The organism is Janthinobacterium sp. P210005, assembly GCF_036231865.1.
GTDB classification, from domain to species: Bacteria; Pseudomonadota; Gammaproteobacteria; order Burkholderiales; family Burkholderiaceae_D; genus Janthinobacterium; species Janthinobacterium kumbetense.
Genome location: NZ_JAZARC010000001.1, coordinates 1650315 through 1668575, shown reverse-complemented (window position 1 = coordinate 1668575; position 18261 = coordinate 1650315). Strand labels below are relative to the sequence as shown.

The 18261-nt window shown below is 61.5% G+C and carries 21 protein-coding genes; 16 read left to right on the top strand and 5 right to left on the bottom strand.

Features of this window, described 5'->3' with window-relative positions:
- Positions 1 to 6 precede the first annotated feature (6 nt).
- Positions 7 to 2289, top strand: coding sequence for a xanthine dehydrogenase family protein molybdopterin-binding subunit (locus VPH40_RS07315; protein ID WP_328573102.1), 2283 nt, complete (start codon positions 7 to 9; stop codon positions 2287 to 2289).
- 2 nt (positions 2290 to 2291) lie between these two features.
- Here VPH40_RS07315 and VPH40_RS07310 read toward each other — a convergent pair whose 3' ends face one another.
- Entirely contained in the window at positions 2292 to 2723 is a 432-nt protein-coding gene (locus tag VPH40_RS07310) for a thioredoxin family protein (RefSeq protein ID WP_328573101.1), read from the bottom strand.
- Positions 2724 to 2775: 52 nt separating this feature from the next.
- Complete coding sequence (locus tag VPH40_RS07305) at positions 2776 to 3081, bottom strand: hypothetical protein (protein ID WP_289898426.1); 306 nt, start codon at positions 3079 to 3081, stop codon at positions 2776 to 2778.
- Between VPH40_RS07305 and VPH40_RS07300 the strand changes: the two genes are divergently transcribed.
- A complete protein-coding gene (locus VPH40_RS07300; protein ID WP_070255356.1) occupies positions 3001 to 3918 on the top strand; it encodes a 23S rRNA (adenine(2030)-N(6))-methyltransferase RlmJ in 918 nt (305 codons plus the stop codon). The genes VPH40_RS07305 and VPH40_RS07300 overlap by 81 nt on opposite strands.
- Before the next feature lie 67 nt (positions 3919 to 3985).
- Here VPH40_RS07300 and VPH40_RS07295 read toward each other — a convergent pair whose 3' ends face one another.
- Positions 3986 to 4735 carry an SAM-dependent methyltransferase gene (locus tag VPH40_RS07295; RefSeq protein ID WP_289910727.1) on the bottom strand — a complete coding sequence of 250 codons (750 nt, stop codon included), beginning with the start codon at positions 4733 to 4735 and terminating at the stop codon, positions 3986 to 3988.
- Between the two features lie 18 nt (positions 4736 to 4753).
- Entirely contained in the window at positions 4754 to 5362 is a 609-nt protein-coding gene (locus tag VPH40_RS07290) for a Maf-like protein (RefSeq protein ID WP_251351581.1), read from the bottom strand.
- A gap of 223 nt (positions 5363 to 5585) precedes the next feature.
- Between VPH40_RS07290 and VPH40_RS07285 the strand changes: the two genes are divergently transcribed.
- The 13 genes from VPH40_RS07285 to VPH40_RS07225 all read left to right on the top strand — a co-directional run bounded on the left by VPH40_RS07285 (position 5586) and on the right by VPH40_RS07225 (position 16150).
- Complete coding sequence (locus VPH40_RS07285) at positions 5586 to 6083, top strand: YceD family protein (protein ID WP_099667258.1); 498 nt, start codon at positions 5586 to 5588, stop codon at positions 6081 to 6083.
- Positions 6084 to 6413: 330 nt separating this feature from the next.
- Complete coding sequence (gene rpmF, locus VPH40_RS07280; protein WP_034749653.1) at positions 6414 to 6596, top strand: 50S ribosomal protein L32; 183 nt, start codon at positions 6414 to 6416, stop codon at positions 6594 to 6596.
- Positions 6597 to 6806: 210 nt separating this feature from the next.
- Positions 6807 to 7874 carry a phosphate acyltransferase PlsX gene (gene plsX / locus VPH40_RS07275; RefSeq protein WP_034779241.1) on the top strand — a complete coding sequence of 356 codons (1068 nt, stop codon included), beginning with the start codon at positions 6807 to 6809 and terminating at the stop codon, positions 7872 to 7874.
- A gap of 15 nt (positions 7875 to 7889) precedes the next feature.
- Positions 7890 to 8888: a beta-ketoacyl-ACP synthase III gene (locus VPH40_RS07270; RefSeq protein ID WP_099667259.1), complete on the top strand. Its 999-nt coding sequence runs from the start codon at positions 7890 to 7892 to the stop codon at positions 8886 to 8888.
- A 32-nt stretch (positions 8889 to 8920) separates the two neighbouring features.
- Positions 8921 to 9862 (top strand): ACP S-malonyltransferase, encoded by a 942-nt coding sequence (gene fabD, locus VPH40_RS07265; protein ID WP_077406717.1) that lies wholly within the window; start codon positions 8921 to 8923, stop codon positions 9860 to 9862.
- A gap of 49 nt (positions 9863 to 9911) precedes the next feature.
- Positions 9912 to 10655, top strand: coding sequence for a 3-oxoacyl-ACP reductase FabG (fabG, locus tag VPH40_RS07260; RefSeq protein ID WP_035820245.1), 744 nt, complete (start codon positions 9912 to 9914; stop codon positions 10653 to 10655).
- A gap of 178 nt (positions 10656 to 10833) precedes the next feature.
- Complete coding sequence (gene acpP / locus VPH40_RS07255; protein WP_008449912.1) at positions 10834 to 11073, top strand: acyl carrier protein; 240 nt, start codon at positions 10834 to 10836, stop codon at positions 11071 to 11073.
- Positions 11074 to 11102: 29 nt separating this feature from the next.
- Positions 11103 to 12353: a beta-ketoacyl-ACP synthase II gene (fabF, locus tag VPH40_RS07250; RefSeq protein ID WP_099667260.1), complete on the top strand. Its 1251-nt coding sequence runs from the start codon at positions 11103 to 11105 to the stop codon at positions 12351 to 12353.
- A gap of 163 nt (positions 12354 to 12516) precedes the next feature.
- Positions 12517 to 13005 (top strand): hypothetical protein, encoded by a 489-nt coding sequence (locus VPH40_RS07245; protein WP_328573100.1) that lies wholly within the window; start codon positions 12517 to 12519, stop codon positions 13003 to 13005.
- A 66-nt stretch (positions 13006 to 13071) separates the two neighbouring features.
- A complete protein-coding gene (gene rpoE / locus VPH40_RS07240; protein WP_171985072.1) occupies positions 13072 to 13695 on the top strand; it encodes an RNA polymerase sigma factor RpoE in 624 nt (207 codons plus the stop codon).
- 72 nt (positions 13696 to 13767) lie between these two features.
- Positions 13768 to 14103 carry a sigma-E factor negative regulatory protein gene (locus VPH40_RS07235; RefSeq protein ID WP_328573099.1) on the top strand — a complete coding sequence of 112 codons (336 nt, stop codon included), beginning with the start codon at positions 13768 to 13770 and terminating at the stop codon, positions 14101 to 14103.
- A 243-nt stretch (positions 14104 to 14346) separates the two neighbouring features.
- Positions 14347 to 15849 carry a DegQ family serine endoprotease gene (locus VPH40_RS07230; RefSeq protein ID WP_251351577.1) on the top strand — a complete coding sequence of 501 codons (1503 nt, stop codon included), beginning with the start codon at positions 14347 to 14349 and terminating at the stop codon, positions 15847 to 15849.
- A 55-nt stretch (positions 15850 to 15904) separates the two neighbouring features.
- Positions 15905 to 16150 carry a glutaredoxin family protein gene (locus VPH40_RS07225; protein WP_099667263.1) on the top strand — a complete coding sequence of 82 codons (246 nt, stop codon included), beginning with the start codon at positions 15905 to 15907 and terminating at the stop codon, positions 16148 to 16150.
- Positions 16151 to 16183: 33 nt separating this feature from the next.
- On the opposite strand, the gene VPH40_RS07220 is transcribed toward VPH40_RS07225, so the two are convergent.
- Entirely contained in the window at positions 16184 to 16372 is a 189-nt protein-coding gene (locus tag VPH40_RS07220; RefSeq protein ID WP_143451506.1) for a hypothetical protein, read from the bottom strand.
- 95 nt (positions 16373 to 16467) lie between these two features.
- Here VPH40_RS07220 and lepA point away from each other — a divergent pair, with 95 nt between their 5' ends.
- A complete protein-coding gene (gene lepA, locus VPH40_RS07215; RefSeq protein WP_034749621.1) occupies positions 16468 to 18258 on the top strand; it encodes a translation elongation factor 4 in 1791 nt (596 codons plus the stop codon).
- Positions 18259 to 18261 lie beyond the last annotated feature (3 nt).

Sequence of the window (18261 nt, the reverse complement as noted above, 5' to 3'; positions counted from 1 at the left end):
TATCCCATGGCCGGAGAAAAAAACACGTCGCGCCGCCGTTTCCTGCTCGGCGGCCTGGGTCTCGGCGTGGCCGGCGTGGGCGCCCTGGTGCTGGGCTGGGGCGTGTTGCCGCCGCGCCAGCGCCTGCATGGCAGCGCGCCGCTGCCGCTGCAGGATGGCGCCGTGGCCCTGAACGGCTGGCTGGCCATAGGCACGGACGGCACGGTGACCCTGGCCATGCCGCGCAGCGAGATGGGGCAGGGCGTGCACACGGCCTTGCCGATGCTGGTGGCCGAGGAACTCGACGTGCCTTTGAGCAGCGTCAAGCTGATCCAGGCGCCCATGGATAAAATCTTCGGTAATGTCGCCATGCTCAAGGATAGCCTGCCATTCCACCCGGACGACCAGGGCCGCCTGAAGGCGTTGGCGCAGTGGACGGTGGCCAAGGCGGCGCGCGAACTGGGCGTGGTCGTCACGGGCGGCTCGTCGAGCGTGAAGGATGGCTGGGGCCCCATGCGCGAAGCGGGTGCGTCGGCACGCGCCATGCTGGTAGGCGCCGCCGCCGTGCTGTGGCAAGTGCCGCCCGGGCAATGCCGCACGGAAGATGGCGCAGTGCTCCACCCGGACGGGCGGCGCGCCAGTTACGCCAGCCTGGCGCAGCGCGCCGCCGGCATAGCCCCGGGCACGCCCGTGCTCAAATCCCCCAAGGATTTCAAGCTGATCGGCCAGCCGGCGCCGCGCCGCGACACGCCGTCGAAAGTCAATGGCAGCGCGCGTTTCGGCATCGATGCGCGTCCGCCCGGCATGCTGTATGCGGCCCTGCATCTGCCGCCGCGCCTGGGCGACACCCTGGCCGCGTTCGACGCGGCGCCCATACTCGCCATGCCGGGCGTGAAAAAGGTGCTGGACCTGACGCCGCACCTGCCCCAGCGCGGCACGTCGGTCACCTCGTGCGCCGCCGTGGTGGCCGACACCTGGTGGCGCGCGAAACAGGCGGCCGCCGCCTTGCCCACGCAGTGGAAGGCCGGTCCGCAGGCGAACTTGTCCAGCGCCGGCGTGTATGCGGAGTTTGCCCGCCTGCTCGACAGCGAGGCGGGCCATGCCTACCACGCCAGCGGCGAGGTGGAAAGCAAGGCCGTGCAGGGTTTGCGCAGCGTCAAGGCCGAGTACCGCGCGCCGTTCCTCGCGCATGCCGCCATGGAGCCCGTCAATTGCACCGCGCAAGTCAAGGATGGCAAGGTGATGCTGTGGGTGTCGACGCAGGCGCCCGGCATCGCCGTCGACGTGGCGGCGAAAGTGGCCGGCGTCGATGCGAAGGATGTGACGATCGACGTGCTGCTGCTCGGCGGCGGTTTCGGCCGCCGCCTGGAAGTGGATATGGTGGCCCAGGCCGTCGCCATCGCGCTGCAATGCGGCGGCGCGCCCGTGCAACTGGTGTGGACGCGCGAACAGGACACCAGGCACGATATGTACCGTCCCGCCGCGCTGGCCCGCTTCGCGGCCCGCCTCGACGAACACGGCCGCATCGCTTCCTGGGACAACAAATCCGTCAGCGCTTCCATCACGCATCAGTTCTTGCAGCGCAATTTCGGCTTGCCCGGTGCGGGGCCGGACAAGACGACGGCCGAGGGCGAATTCGACATGCCGTATGAAATCGCCAACCAGCGCATCGCCCACGTGATCGCCGACAGTGCCGTGCCGGTAGGCTATTGGCGCTCCGTGGGGCACTCGCACAATGCATTCTTCAAGGAAAGCTTTATCGACGAACTGGCGCATGCGGCGGGGCAGGACGGCGTCGCCTTCCGCCGCGCCATGCTGGTGAAGCATCCGCGCCACCTGGCCGTGCTTGATGCGGCCGTTGCCAGGGCGGGCAGTCCTCCGCCCGGCCATGCGCATGGCGTGGCCTTGCACCAGTCGTTCGGCAGCATCGTCGCGCAAGTGGCGCAGGTGTCCGTGGAAAATGGCGAGATCCGCGTGCAGCGCGTGGTGTGCGCCATCGATTGCGGCATCGCCGTCAATCCGAACATCATCGCCCAGCAGATGGAGTCGGCCGTGCTGTTCGGCTTGTCGGCGGCGCTGGGCGGCGAAATCACGTTCCAGGAAGGCAAAGTCGAGCAAAGCAACTTCCACGACTATCCCGTGCTGCGCATGGGGCAAACGCCCGAGGTGGAAACCATCATCATCGCCAGCGCGGAACACCCCGAAGGCGTGGGCGAGCCGGGCACGCCGCCGATCGCGCCGGCCGTGGCCAATGCCGTGTTCAGCTTGACGGGGAAACGGCTGCGCAGCCTGCCGCTGCGCCTGGGCTGATCTTACTGATCGAGTGTCGCGGCCAGCATGTGGCGCAAGTTGCAGTCGCGCTGCCAGTCGCGGCGTTCCTGCGTGCTGGTCGACAGCCGCGCCAGTTCCTCGGCGCCGAGCGCCTGCTGCGCCTGCACCATGCGGTGCGCCAGGCCGCCGTCGGGCAGCACGGTGCCGAAGAAGGCCACGTTGTCGTCGTGCTGGATCAGCAGGGTGGGGAAGTTGTCGATGTCGAGGTCGCCCACCACGTCGGCCTGGTCTTCGATATCGACCCAGACGAAGACGGTGTCCGGGTGGCGCGCGGCCAGTTCCTCGAACGTGGCGCGGTAGCTGCCGCAGGTGCCGCACCACAGCGCGCACAGGCAGGCCACCGTCCAGCGCGGGCCGGCCAGGGCTGCCGCGACGTCGGCGCGGTTATCGGTCGTGAGGGTCAGGCTGTGCATGGTCGTATCTATTCAGTAGGGCGATGGGCGCCGGGCGCCCGATGCGCGTATTCTACCGCGCCCGGCGACGCCAGTCGCGGGAATGCATGAGCTTGTTTATCCGTGTTTTTTGATGCAACGCACCTTTCTGGTGGATAATGCTGGTAATTGCGCGCTGATTACGCTGGTCCATGCTGTTTCCTGGCCCCGCAGCCTGACCCCTCCAGTCTGTTTTCATGCCCTGCCCGGTGTCAGCGCTCCCGCCTTTATTTATTTTTATTATGGAATTAGCCAGCTTATGTTGAGTTACCGCCACGCCTTTCACGCGGGTAATCACGCCGATGTGTTGAAACATTATGTGCAGATTCAGTTGTTGCAATATCTGAATCAAAAAGATACCGCCTATAGTTATATCGATACCCATTCCGGCGCGGGCGTGTATGCGCTCGACGGCGGCTATGCGTCGAAAAATGCCGAGTACGAAACGGGCATCGCGCCCCTGTGGGACCGCACGGACTTGCCGGCCTCGCTGGCCGAGTACATGAAGCTGATCAAGGAAATGAATCCGAGCGGCAAGATGCGCTACTACCCGGGTTCGCCGTACTGCGCCGACAAGGTCAGCCGCGAGCAAGACCGTCTGCGCCTGTTCGAGTTGCATCCCGCCGATGCCAAGATTCTGGCCGACAACTTCCGCAAGGTCGAGGCGCATGCGCTGGCCCAGGGCGAGCGTCCGACCGTGCGCGGCAAGCGCGTCATCATCACCAAGGCGGATGGCTTCCAGAGCCTGAAAGCCCTGCTGCCGCCGCCATCGCGCCGCGCGCTGGTGCTGATCGACCCGCCGTATGAAGACAAGATGGATTACCGCAAGGTCAAGGACACCCTGGCCGACGCCCTCGTGCGCTTCCCGTCGGGCATGTATGCCGTCTGGTACCCGGTGCTGCAGCGCATGGAATCGCGCCAGTTCGCCGACAAGCTCAAGCAATTGCCCAGCTCGGACTGGCTGCACGTGACCCTGACGGTGAATACCCCGTCGCCGGACGGCTTTGGCTTGCACAGCAGCGGCATGTTCATCCTGAATCCGCCGTACACGCTGGAGCCGATGTTGCGCGAAGTCATGCCGTACCTGGTCAAGGTGCTGGGTCGCGATGATGGCGCCAAGTTCGTGCTGGAAACAGGTAAAGGTGGACAGAAGAATACGGGCACCAGAAGAGTGTAATCATACTTGTCTTGGTAGTGCTGTAATAAAAAAACGCCACGGATAATATGTCCGTGGCGTTTGTCGTTTACTGTCCCAGCAGCAAGAAAACTGTCGGTTTCTTGTGGAAGTCCGGCGCCTTGCCTGCAGCCAATTGTTTCTTCCACTGTCCGCCATTCCACGTTTGCACGCTTTCCGTGTCCAGGCTCAGGTCGGTGGCGACGCAGATCAGGGTCGATGGCGCGCATTGCGCCACGAGGGCGTCGAGCATGGCGGCGTTGCGGTACGGTGTTTCGATGAACAGCTGGGTCTGCTTTTCATTGCGCGAACGCCCTTCCAGTTCTTTCAGGCGCTTGGCGCGCAGGGCCGCATCCGTGGGCAGGTAGCCGTTGAAGGCGAAGCTCTGGCCGTTCAAGCCGCTGGCCATCACGGCCAGCAGGATCGACGACGGACCCACCAGCGGGCGCACTTTAATGCCGTGCTGATGCGCCAGACGCACCAGGTCGGCGCCGGGGTCGGCCACGGCGGGCACGCCCGCTTCCGACACGAGGCCCGCGTCGCGCCCCGCCAGCAGGGGTGCCAGCAAGCCGGCCAGCGCTTGCGCCGGGGTATTCACGTTGAGTTCGGAAATCGTGATTTCCTGCAGCGGCTTGGCCAGCGGATGCTGGTTGCCGATCAATTTCAGGAAGGCGCGCGCCGTCTTGGCATTTTCCGCAACGAAATAATCGAGCTGGGACGTGATGTGCCGTACTTGCTCCGGAATGATGTGGGCCAGCGGGTCGGCCGGGCTGTCGGACAGGCCGAGGTGGTTGGGAATCAGGTACAGGGTGCCGGTCATATTCTTATTGTCGGTAAATTAAAGGGTAAAAAACGCCACGCCCGCCTTGCGCAGCATGCCGGTGAGGGCGATCAGCGGCAAGCCGGTGAGGGCGGTCGGGTCGGTGGTGGCGATGCGTTCGAGCAGGGCGATGCCCAGGCCCTCGTTCTTGGCGCTGCCAGCGCAATCATAGGGCTGCTCGATGCGCAGGTAGGCGTCCAGCTCGGCATCGGGCAAGTCGCGCACGGTGACGAGGGTCTGGACATCTTCCACCTGCGCCACAGGCACCGCCTGACGCCCGTCCAGCAGGCATAGTGCCGTGTGGAACACGGTCTGGCGTCCGCGCATGGTTTGCAGTTGCAGCAGGGCATTCGCATGGTTGCCGGGCTTGCCGATCTGCGCGCCATCCAGGGTGGCGACCTGGTCGGAGCCGATGACGAGGCTGCCAGGATGGCGGTCGAGCACGGCCTGTGCCTTGGCCTGGGCCAGGCGCAGGGCTGTGGCGCTGGGGCTTTCGCCTGGCAGGGGGCTTTCGTCGAGATCGGGCACGGCGACTTCGAAAGGCAGGCGCAGGCGTTCCAGCAATTCCTTGCGGTAGGTCGAACTCGATGCAAGAATCAAGCGCAATGGGGCGGAAGTTGGTATCATTCGGTAGTGGATGGCGGCCGGCATGGCCGCGCTGGTCGATGTCAGTGGAATTTCACGCAAATTCCAGGGCGCAGAGCCCCTGACTGAGGCTCTATGCGGCATGACGGTGTTAATGAAGTTGTCATGTTTATGGCAATGATTGCGTCAAAATAGATGCTTAGCCTTTGACTCCGTGCTAAAAACCCTGTTATTATCGCAGGTTTTCCGGGGAAATTTTCTACCAATGAATGCTTTTGTGATCGACGCCTTTGATTTTTGTCGTATCAGCGGGAGCCGCGAGGGTGTAACTCCTGTCGCTGAAATGACCCGGTTGACCAAGGATTGTGCAGATAATTCCGGCGAAATCGCCTGGAAGATCGTCGGCGGCACCAGCAAGCTGGGCTACCCGCAACTGACCTTGTCGGTCAACGGCACCGTTCAGCTGGTTTGCCAGCGCTGCCTGACTCCGTATGCTTACGCGATAGATTCTTCGACTGTTCTGATGCTGGGCAAGGATGACGAGCACGCGGACGAGATCGAAGAAATCATCAACGATGAAACGATCGACGTGATCGTCGGCAGCCGCAGCATGGATGCCGCGGCCCTGATCGAAGATGAAGCCTTGCTGGCCCTGCCGCAGGTACCCAAACACGACGTCTGCCCCGATACGGCGCAGCTCGATGCTCTCAAGACTGAAAAGAAGTCGCCGTTCGCGGCACTGAAGGACTTGAAGCCAGAATAAGTTAAGAGAATAAGTAGTAGTGGTAGTTTGTAGGGGGCCTCAAAAACCGTAGCGAGCGGCCCAATATCGTCTTGAGTAGCGCAAGCGTACGGAAGTACTGAGCGCCGCCAAGGCGATAGTGGGACGCGCAGTAGGTTTGAGAGGGTCCGCTTAGAGAACGTGTCAAACGCGTGTAGTAATCGAGTATGGCAAGTGTAGTGAAATGTAATTGTAATAAACGATGTCGGTCCGGGCTATTTTCGGGTAGTCTTTGCCGCTGGGATACTCGATTCGCATGTATTTGCTAATCGATTGTGCTAAAATTTTAGAACTTATGTATTAGGAGTCATCATGGCAGTTCAACAGAACAAGAAAACCCCTTCCAAGCGCGGCATGCACCGTTCGCACGACTTCCTGGTCGCGCCGCAATTGAGCGTCGAGCCAGTTACCGGCGAAACACACATGCGTCACCATATCAGCCCTAACGGCTTCTATCGTGGCCGTAAAGTGTTGAAGACCAAAAACGACGAGTAATCGACGTTTTTGTTGGGTAAGATGAAAGCGGTGTTGCGTGGTTATTCGGCGTGGCGCCGCTTCTTCTTTTTTATCGGCTGCAATTCATCTTGCGCACCCGTCATTTTGAATCAAGCTTGCTCAGGCGGTGCATGACATGCTGCGCCCTGCATATGCTCCAGTCCGATTCACATCTTGCCGCACGCCCGCAGCGGTATTGAATCAACACAAATGACAATCAAAATTTCTATCGACTGCATGGGCGGAGATCACGGTCCCTCAGTCACTATCCCCGCAGCAATTTCCTTCGTAAAACATGAGCCTGAAGCCGAACTGATCCTTGTTGGATTGGAAGACGTGATCCGTGCCGAACTGAAAAAACATAAAGCCGACACGCATCCGCGCCTGTCGGTATTGCATGCCTCCGAACAAGTTACCATGGACGATCCCCTGGAAGTGGCCCTGCGCCGCAAGAAGGATTCCTCCATGCGCGTGGCCATCGAACAGGTCAAGAACGGCGTGGCGCAAGCCTCCGTTTCCGCCGGTAATACGGCAGCCCTGATGGCCGTGTCGCGCTATGTATTGAAAACCATGTCCGGCGTCGACCGCCCGGCCATCTGCAGCATCTTGCCGAATCAAAAGAACGGCCCCACCTACATGCTGGACCTGGGCGCCAACGTCGATTGCGAACCGCATCACTTGCACCAGTTCGCCATCATGGGTTCCGTGCTCGTGTCCGCCATGGAAGGCATCGCACGCCCCACGATCGGCTTGCTGAACGTGGGCACGGAAGATATCAAGGGCAATGAAGTGGTGAAACTCACCTCGAAGCTGCTGCAGGCCGACCACGAGCGTGGCGCGCTGAACTTCTACGGCAACGTGGAAGGCAACGATATCTTCAAGGGCACGACCGATATCGTCGTCTGCGACGGTTTTGTCGGCAATGTCACCCTGAAAGCCATCGAGGGCCTGGCGCGCTTCATGAAAGACGTGCTCACTTCCGAATTCAAGCGCAATCCGATTACCATGCTGGGCGCGCTGATCGCCCGCGGGGCCCTGAAAGCCATCGGCAACCGCTTGAATCCATCGCGTTACAACGGCGCCAGCCTGCTGGGCTTGCGTGGTCTCGTCTTCAAGAGCCATGGCAGCGCCGATGCCTATTCCTTCGAATGGGCCTTGCGCCGCGCCTTTGATGCGGCAAAAAATGACGTGCAAGCGCACCTGGCCAGCCTGATCGCCGAGCTGATGCCGCGCACGCCAGTACCGGACGAACCTACATCAACAAGCTCTACCATTTAGTGGACGGGTATTTGCATGACTGTTTTTAGCAAAACTTACAGCAAAATTATCGGTACCGGCAGCTACTTGCCGGAGAAGCGCGTCACCAACCAGGATTTGACCGAACAGCTCGCCGCCAAGGGCATCGAGACGTCGGATGAATGGATCGTGTCGCGCAGCGGCATTTCGGCGCGCCATTACGCGGCGCCGTCGCAAAACTCCTCGGACCTGGGCGTGGAAGCGGCCAAAAAGGCCCTGGAAATGGCTGGCCTGAACGGCAATGACCTGGACCTGATCATCGTCGCCAGCTCGACCCCCGATTTCTTCGGCAGCTTCCCCAGCACCGCCTGCATCGTGCAAAACAAGCTGGGCATCACGAATAACTGCGCCGCCGTCGACGTGCAAGCCGTCTGCAGCGGTTTCGTGTATGCGGTGGCCACGGCCGACAGCTTCATCCAGTCGGGCATGCACAAGAACGTGCTGGTGATCGGCGCCGAAGTGTTTTCGCGCATCCTCAATTTCGACGACCGCGGCACTTGCGTGCTGTTCGGCGACGGCGCCGGCGCCATCGTCATGACGGCATCGAAAGAGCCGGGCATCCTGGCCACCAAGCTGCACGCGGACGGCCGCCACTCGAACATCCTCAGCGTGCCGGGCAGCCTGGCTGGCGGCGCGCTCGATGGCAGCGCCTTCCTCTACATGGATGGCCCGGCCGTGTTCAAGCTGGCCGTGTCCGTACTGGAAAAAGTCGCGCACGAAGCCCTGGAACATGCCAACATGACCTCGGACCAGATCGACTGGCTGATCCCGCACCAGGCAAACATCCGCATCATGAACAGCACGGCCAAGAAACTCGGCTTGCCGCTGGACAAGATGGTCGTCACCGTCGATCAGCATGGCAACACCTCGGCCGCCTCGATTCCGCTGGCCCTCGACATCGCCGTGCGCGACGGCCGCGTCAAAAAGGGCGACAACGTCATGATGGAAGGCGTGGGCGGCGGATTTACCTGGGGCGCCGTGCTGGCGCGCATGTAATCCCGCAACATTATTAAAAAAACGGAGTCGACATGACACAATTTGCATTTGTTTTCCCAGGCCAAGGCTCGCAAGCGATTGCGATGCTCGACGGTTTCGCCGGCAACCCCGTGGTTGCGCAGACCGTCGCCGAAGCGTCGGACGCCCTGCAATTCGACCTGGGCAAGCTGATCGCCGAAGGTCCGAAGGAAGAACTGGATCTCACCACCAACACGCAACCAGTGATGCTGACGGCGGCCGTGGCCTTCTACCGCGCCTGGCTGGCGGCCGGCGGCCCCGTGCCGACGGTCGTGGCCGGTCACAGTCTCGGTGAATACTCGGCGCTGGTCGCCGCCGGCGTCATTTCCTTCAAGGATGCCGTGCCGCTCGTGCGTTTCCGCGCGCAAGCCATGCAGGAAGCCGTGCCCGTCGGGCAGGGCACGATGGCTGTCGTGCTGGGCCTGTCGGATGACGACGTGCGCGCCGCCTGTGCGGAAGCGGCGGCGGAAAACCCGGCCCTGGTGGTCGAGCCTGTCAATTTCAATGCGCCAGCGCAAGTCGTCATCGCCGGCCACACGGCTGCGGTCGAGCGCGCATGCGAACTGGCCAAGGCCAAGGGCGCCAAGCGCGCCATGAAACTGCCCGTCTCCGCGCCATTCCATTCGTCGCTGCTGAAGCCCGCGTCGGACCGTTTGCGCGAATACATGGCCGGCCTGACGTTCGCCGCGCCGCAGATCGCCCTGATCAACAACGTCGACGTGGCCATCGTCAACGACGTGGCCGGCATCAAGGATGCGCTGGTGCGCCAGGCGGCCAGCCCCGTGCGCTGGGTGGAAACCATGCAAAAGGTTGCCGCGGATGGCATCACGCAAGTGATCGAATGCGGTCCGGGCAAGGTCCTGATGGGCCTGGCCAAGCGCATCGACCCGGTGCTGGTGGGCGACGCCATCGTCGACCAGGCTTCGCTGGAACGCATTTTGACGCAGCTCAAATAAACATCAGATCGCGGCAGCCTGCCTGCCGCGGTTGCTCTTAAGGATACTCATGAATTTAGCAAATCAAGTCGTGCTGGTCACGGGCGCCTCGCGCGGCATCGGCCGCGCCATCGCCACCGAACTGGGCAAGCAGGGCGCCACCGTGGTCGGCACCGCCACCTCGGAAAGCGGCGCGCAAGCGATCACCGATTACCTGGCCGCCGAAGGCGTGGCGGGCAAGGGCCTGGTCCTGAACGTGACCGATGCGGCGCGCTGCGCGGCCGTCGTCGATGAAGTGCAGAAAACCTACGGCAGCCTGTCGATCCTCGTCAACAACGCGGGCATCACGCAAGACCAGCTGGCCATGCGCATGAAGGATGAAGAGTGGGACAGCGTCATCTCGACGAACCTGTCGGCCGTGGGCCGCCTGTCGCGCGCCGTGCTGCGTGGCATGATGAAAGCCAAAACTGGGCGTATCATCAACATCACGTCGGTCGTGGCTTCGTCGGGTAATCCGGGGCAAATGAATTACGCGGCGGCCAAGGCCGGCGTGGAAGGCATGAGCCGCGCCCTGGCGCGCGAAATCGGCAGCCGCAACATTACCGTGAACTGCATCGCGCCGGGCTTCATCGATACCGACATGACCAAGGCTCTGAGCGAAGAGCAGCATGCGGCCCTGTTGACGCAAATTCCCCTGTCCCGCCTGGGCAAACCGGAAGACGTGGCAGCGGCCGTGGCCTTTTTGGCCTCGCCGCAAGCGGCGTATATCACGGGCACGACCCTGCACGTGAACGGCGGAATGTACATGAATTGATGTGAAAGGTAGGCAGGGCGGGCGTTTGTGGCATGATTCAACGGTCGTTTTTGTCTATAATCGCATCTTTTAGCAGCAGCTTCGGTTGAATTAGCAGCAGACACCGAAATTAGTATTCGGACGCGCAAACCTGATAAAATGCGCGCACTTTCCGTAACACACACTTTGGAGCCATAACATGTCGGATATCGAACAACGCGTTAAGAAAATCGTCGCTGAGCAACTGGGCGTTGCAGAAGCAGACATCAAAATCGAATCCTCCTTCGTCGACGACCTGGGCGCCGATTCCCTGGACACCGTGGAACTGGTGATGGCCCTGGAAGACGAATTCGAAATGGAAATCCCTGACGAACAAGCTGAAAAAATCACCACCGTGCAACAGGCGATCGACTACGCCACCGCACACGTCAAGGCCTAAGCCTGTCTGACCGACTTCAGGAGAATCGCTTGAGCCGTTCTAAAAACCGTCGTGTTGTTGTCACCGGCCTGGGTTGCGTTTCACCAGTCGGCAATACTATTGCCGAGGCGTGGGGCGCAATCATTGAAGGTAAATCCGGCATTGCCACGATTACCAAGTTTGATGCACAGCCATTCACCACGCATTTTGCCGGTGAAGTCAAAGGTTTCAATATCGAAGAGTACATCTCCGGTAAGGAAGCCCGCCATATGGATACCTTTATCCATTACGGCATGGCTGCAGGCATCCAGGCGATGCAGGACTCCGGCCTGGAAGTGACCGAAGAAAACGCCGAGCGTATCGGCGTGATCATCGGTTCCGGTATCGGCGGCTTGCCGCTGATCGAGGAAACCAAGTCCGAGTACGAAAAGCGCGGTCCGCGCCGTATCTCGCCATTTTTCGTGCCTGCCTCGATCATTAACATGATCTCTGGCAACCTTTCGATCAAATATGGTCTGAAGGGCCCGAACCTGGCGATCGTTACAGCGTGCACCACCGGTTTGCACAGCATCGGTGCCGCAGCGCGCATGATCGAGTACGGCGATGCCGACGTCATGATCGCCGGCGGTGCCGAATCGACCGTGTCGCCGCTGGGCCTGGGCGGTTTCGCTTCGGCACGTGCCTTGTCGACCCGCAACGACGATCCGGCAACGGCATCGCGTCCGTGGGATGCCGACCGCGACGGCTTCGTGCTGGGCGAGGGCGCTGGCGTCATGGTGCTGGAAGAGTACGAGCACGCGGTGGCCCGCGGTGCCAAGATCTATGCCGAAGTGCATGGTTTCGGGATGAGCGCAGATGCTTATCACATGACCTCGCCGCTGGAAGATGGTAGCGGCGGCAGCAAATCGGTGATCGCGGCCCTCGACAACGCAGGCTTGAACGCGGATCAGATTCAGTACCTGAACGCGCACGGCACGTCGACCCCGCAAGGCGACGTGGCGGAAGTGATGGGCATCAAGCGCACCTTCGGTGATCACGCCAAGAAACTGGTCGTCAACTCGACCAAGTCGATGACGGGCCATTTGCTGGGCGGCGCGGGCGGTCTGGAAGCGGTGTTTACGGTCCTGGCATTGCACCATCAGGTGTCGCCTCCGACCATCAACATCTTCAACCAGGATCCGGCGTGCGATCTCGATTTCTGTGCCAACACGGCGCGTGATATGAAGATCGATTATGCAGTGAAAAATTCGTTCGGCTTCGGCGGCACGAATGGCACGCTGATTTTCGGTAAAGCGAAATAAGCAGGAACTTTCAAGCGCTCGCTACGGTCAAATCGTAGTGAGCGCTGATTCGCCGCCAACGTTCGTTGGCGGCTGAATTTGCCCGGCATGGTGCCGGCGCGCCTTTTTTCTCCCATGAACTATGTCGATCGCGGTAGCGGCTGTCATTCGCACGCCTGTCTGTTTGCGCCTGTTGCAAGCGGTGCTGGGACTGTGCGCCTTGCTGGCCGCCTGGCCCTTGAGCGGTCTCTGGCGTAGTCTGCCCGCGTCCGGCCAGCTGGTGGGCGGCTATGCGCTGGGCTGGAGCGGTGCCTTGCTGAGTGCGGCTGGCGGCGTGTTTTTGCTGGCTTTGCTGCGCCGGCGCAGAAAGCCGCAGGCGCTTGATATTTCGCCGGTCGGGCAGTTGCGGCTGGCGGTATATCTGGAGCATGGCGCGGCGCCGGATGCCGGTGCCGCCGGGCTGGCGCAGCCGGCCGGGCCGGGGCCTGTGGCGGCGCCGGGGCTGCGCCTGTTGCCGGGCTCGACCCTGTGGCCGTCGCTGCTGGTGCTGTGCCTGGCGGATGCCGCCGGACGGCGCACGGCGGTGCTGGTGCAGCGCGGCGGCAGTTGCACCGCCTTCCGCCCGCTGGCCGTGGCTTGCCGGGCGATCGCGGCGCGGAACAGGGAAGAATAAAAGTGGGACGAACACTGAACTTCTTGCAGCGGGCCAACTCTATATCCATACAGGCGCCCACGCTGCATGACTACAGGGACATCGGGCGTGAGGACAGAGCGCGAGTATGATCAGTTGCTGGTCGAGCGGGTGCAGGCTGGCGACAAACGGGCATTCGATGTGCTGGTATCGAAATATCAGCGCCGCTTGATGCGCCTGGTGTCGCGCCTCGTGCATGACCCGGCGGAGGCTGAAGATGTGGTGCAGGAAACCTTTATCAAGGCATACCGGGCGCTGCGCCATTTTCGCGGCGAGGCCGCCTTTTATACCTGGTTGTATCGCATCGGCATCAATACGGCCAAGAATTATCTCGTCACGCAGGGGCGGCGCGCCGCTACATCCAGCGACGCCGACGCCGAGCAGGCGGAGTCTTTCGATGACGGCAATAAATTGCGCGACAACAATACGCCCGAATCGGTGCTGGCCAGCAAGCAGATTGCCGCCACCGTCAATGCGGCCATGGATGTGCTGCCCATCGAATTGCGCACGGCCATCGTGCTGCGCGAGATCGAGGGCCTGAGCTATGAAGAGATATCGGAGATCATGGCGTGCCCCATCGGTACCGTGCGCAGCCGGATTTTTCGCGCGCGCGAAGTGATTGCGGAGAAATTGAAGCCGTTGTTGGACATGCCGATTGACAAGCGCTGGTAATCTGGAGAGTATGAGGTTGGCATGGCTGCGCCCGGTTTCCGCACCGATCCTCTTGAAATGGCAGGACCCATCATGGATACGCATACACGATTGCACGAGACTATTTCCGCGCTGGCCGATGGCGAGCTGGCGGCGAGCGAACTCGAACTGGCGTTTGCCGCCCTCGATACGCCATCGGGACGGCAAGCCTGGGATGCCTATCGCCATATCGGTGAGGTGCTGCGCTCGGAGCAGTACGGCCGTGCGCTGAGCGCCCAGTTCGATGCGCGCCTGGCCAGCCGCCTGGCCGCGGAGCCGGCACCCGAAGAGTCCGCTGCCCATGCGGAACCGCTGCCGCCGCTGGCCGCCGGCATCGTGCCGCCTGGCGTGGCCGAACCGCTGGAGGCCGGGCCGCTGGCGCAGCGCTAGCGGGCGCCTCGTCCATCTTATGCCTGGCTTAACCTTCCCGTCGCCCCCTTGACACTGGCCTTCCGTACGATTGACACTGTGCGCAGGCAATATCTTGCTTTTGCGATATATTGTTGCATTGTTTGCCATGCGCGCTGTCAGGTGGGTTTGCCCCTGGATTTCCGTCATGACGGCCAATCATGCGCGCAGGCAATCGCCTGATCCGCGTTTTGAACCGTTTATATACTCGAAAAGATCCTTTCCATGAAAAAAAACATGTGTGCCGCCAGCAAGTCGTTTTCAGTGAAGACGCTTTCCGCCTTATTGTTCGGTACGGCTGGCGTCTTCCTTGCTCCCACCATGCTGGGCCTGGCGCCACAGGCGCAGGCCGCCGTGCCGGCCGTGAAACTGCCTGATTTCTCGGACCTGGTCGACGCCGTCGGCCCGGCCGTGGTGAATATTCGTACCACCGAACGCCTGAAAATGGGCGGCGCCGGGGCTGGCGTGGGCGGTCAGGACGAGCAGGAAATGCAGGAATTCCTGCGCCGCTTCTTTGGTGGCGCCATGCCCGCGCCGCGCCAGCAGGCGCCCCGTGGCGGCCGCCGCGCCGTGCCGCAGGAGCAGGAAGTGCAGCGCGGCGTCGGTTCCGGCTTCATCATTTCGGCCGATGGCTACGTGCTGAGCAACGCCCACGTGGTCGACGGCGCCGACGAAGTGTATGTGACCCTGACGGACAAGCGCGAATTCAAGGCCAAGGTGATCGGTGCCGACGCGCGCACCGACGTGGCCCTGCTGAAAATCGAGGGCGCCAACTTGCCGCGCCTGACCATCGGCGACTCGAACAAGATCCGCGTGGGCGAGTGGGTGATCGCCATCGGCTCGCCATTCAACCTGGAAAATACCGTGACGGCCGGCATTATTTCCGCCAAGTCACGCGATACGGGCGATTACCTGCCCCTGATCCAGAGCGACGTGGCCGTCAACCCCGGCAACTCCGGTGGTCCGCTGATCAATATGCGCGGCGAGGTGATCGGCATCAATTCGCAGATCGCCACCTTGTCCGGCGCCTACAATGGCATTTCGTTTGCCGTGCCCATCGATGAAGCCATGCGCGTGGGCGAGCAGCTGAAAAAGACGGGGAAAGTCGTGCGCGGACGCATCGGCGTGCAGATCGGCGAAGTGAGCAAGGACGTGGCGGAATCGCTGGGCTTGCCGAACGCCAAGGGTGCGCAAGTATCGATGGTGGAGCCGGGCGGGCCGGCCGACAAGGCGGGCATCAAGCCGGGCGACATCATCCTGAAATTCAACGGCGCGCAGATCGAGCGTTCCTCCGACCTGCCGCGCCTGGTAGGCGGCGCCGCCGTCAACGGCAAATCCACGGTCACCGTCTGGCGCAAGGGCGCGCAGCAGGACATTCCCGTCACCGTCGTCGAGCTGGAAAGCGAGAAAACGGCGAAGAAGGGGGCCAAGGAGCCGGAAGCGCAAGCCGTCAATGCGCTGGGATTGAAAGTCAGCGACGTGCCGGCCGCGAAGAAGCAGGAGTTGAAGATCGAGGCGGGCGTGCTGGTCGACGATGCCGACGGCGTGGCGGCCCTGGCCGGCTTGCAGCCTGGCGACGTGATCTTGCAATTGAACAACGTTGCCGTGAAAGATGCCAAGCAGTTCAATGCCCTGGTCGCCAAGCTCGATCCGAAAAAGTCGTCGGCCGTGCTGGTGCGCCGTGGCGACGTGGCGCAATTCGTTTCGCTGCGTCCGTCTGCCAGGTAAGTTTCTGATTCCATCCGCATCCCGGCCCCGGCCGGGATGCCTTTCCCTTTTTTTCATGCACTTCACCCTCTATTCCCGCAGTTATTGCCATTTATGCCAGGACATGCTCGACGCCTTGCTTCTGCTGCAAGCGCCCGGAAAGCCGTTTACCGTGGACGTGATCGATATCGATGCGTCGCCCGACGCCTCGCTGCTGGCCCGTTTCGACGAGCTGGTGCCGGTGCTGTTCGGTGACCTGGCGCAGCCCGAGCTATGCCATTATTTCCTCGATGAAGCAGCGGTACGGCGCTGCCTGGCGTAGCTTAAATGGCAATATTGACACTGCATTGCACCATTATGGTGCTGAAAACAGCCGAAAATGTCGGCTTGGCCCGGTGCCGGCCTCATAAGACGGGCTTTCTACTCTGAAATCCGGTAAAATGGGGAGGTCGAAAAAGCTACTGTCCGAGGCAGCAGCTTCTGTCGCTTCAAAAGCGCTCGCCTGGGCATGCAGATGTCCTGCTCGGAGCGCTTTTTTCATCATGAGTGGGGCGCCTGGTTCTGGCCCTGTTTGGCCCGGACATGATTCCCCTGATTCCTGTTAAAGCAGTGTCGTCAACTTCGCACTTATATTAGTTAATGAACAACATACGCAATTTCTCCATCATCGCCCATATTGACCACGGTAAATCGACCCTGGCTGACCGCATCATTCAATTGTGCGGCGGCTTGTCCGACCGCGAGATGGAGGCGCAGGTGCTCGATTCGATGGATCTGGAGCGCGAGCGCGGCATTACCATCAAGGCGCAAACGGCGGCCCTGCACTACAAGGCGCGCGATGGCCAGATCTACAACCTGAACCTGATCGATACGCCAGGCCACGTCGACTTCAGCTATGAAGTGTCGCGCTCGCTTTCGGCGTGCGAAGGCGCGCTGCTGGTCGTTGACGCATCGCAAGGCGTGGAAGCGCAAACCGTGGCCAACTGCTACACGGCGCTGGACCTGGGCGTGGAAGTGGTGCCCGTGCTGAACAAGATCGACTTGCCGAACGCGGATCCTCCGAGCGCCATTGCCGAGATCGAAGACGTGATCGGCATCGACGCGGGCGACGCCGTGCATTGCTCGGCCAAGACGGGCTTCGGCGTGCTGGACGTGCTCGAGCAGCTGATCGTCAAGGTGCCGCCGCCGAAGGGCGACCCCGATGCGCCGCTGCAGGCGCTGATCGTCGACTCCTGGTATGACGCCTATGTGGGCGTGGTCATGCTGGTGCGCGTCATCAACGGCACCCTGAAACCAAAAGACAAGATCCGCCTGATGGCCACCGATTCGGTGCAGCTGGTGGAAGACATCGGCGTGTTTTCGCCCCGTTCGCAATCCTTGCCGCAACTGTCGGCAGGCCAGGTGGGCTTCATCATCGCCGGCATCAAGGAATTGAAAGCGGCGAAAGTGGGCGATACCGTCACCCTGGCCAACCGTCCTGCCGCCGCGCCATTGCCCGGCTTCAAGGAAGTGCAGCCGCAAGTGTTCGCCGGCCTGTTCCCCGTGGAGGCGAACCAGTACGACGCGCTGCGCGACTCGCTGGAAAAACTGAAACTGAACGACGCGGCCCTGATGTACGAGCCGGAAGTGTCGCAGGCGCTGGGCTTCGGCTTCCGTTGCGGCTTCCTGGGCTTGCTGCACATGGAAATCGTGCAGGAACGCCTCGAACGCGAATTCGACATGGACCTGATCACCACGGCACCTACCGTGGTGTACGAAGTGATCCAGCGCGACGGCACCATGATCAACGTCGACAATCCATCGAAGATGCCCGATCCGTCGCGCATCGAGGAAGTGCGCGAGCCTATCGTCACGGTCAATCTGTACATGCCGCAGGAATACGTGGGTTCCGTGATCACCCTGTGTATCGGCAAGCGCGGCATCCAGATGGACATGAGCTACCACGGCCGCCAGGTCAAGCTCGTGTATGAAATGCCGATGGCCGAGATCGTGCTGGACTTCTTCGACCGCCTGAAATCGACATCGCGCGGCTATGCCTCGATGGATTACGAGTTCAAGGAATATCGCGCGGCCGACGTGGTCAAGGTCGACATGCTGATCAACAGCGAAAAAGTCGATGCGCTGGCCATCATCGTCCACCGCTCGAACAGCCAGTACCGTGGCCGCCAGGTGGCCGCCAAGATGCGTGAACTGATTCCGCGCCAGATGTTCGACGTGGCGATCCAGGCGACCATCGGCGCGAACATCATTTCGCGCGAGAACGTGAAAGCCTTGCGCAAGAACGTGTTGGCCAAGTGCTATGGCGGCGACATCAGCCGCAAGAAAAAATTGCTGGAAAAACAAAAAGCGGGTAAGAAACGCATGAAGCAAGTGGGTTCCGTGGAGATCCCGCAAGAAGCATTCCTGGCAATTTTACAAGTGGATGGTTAATAC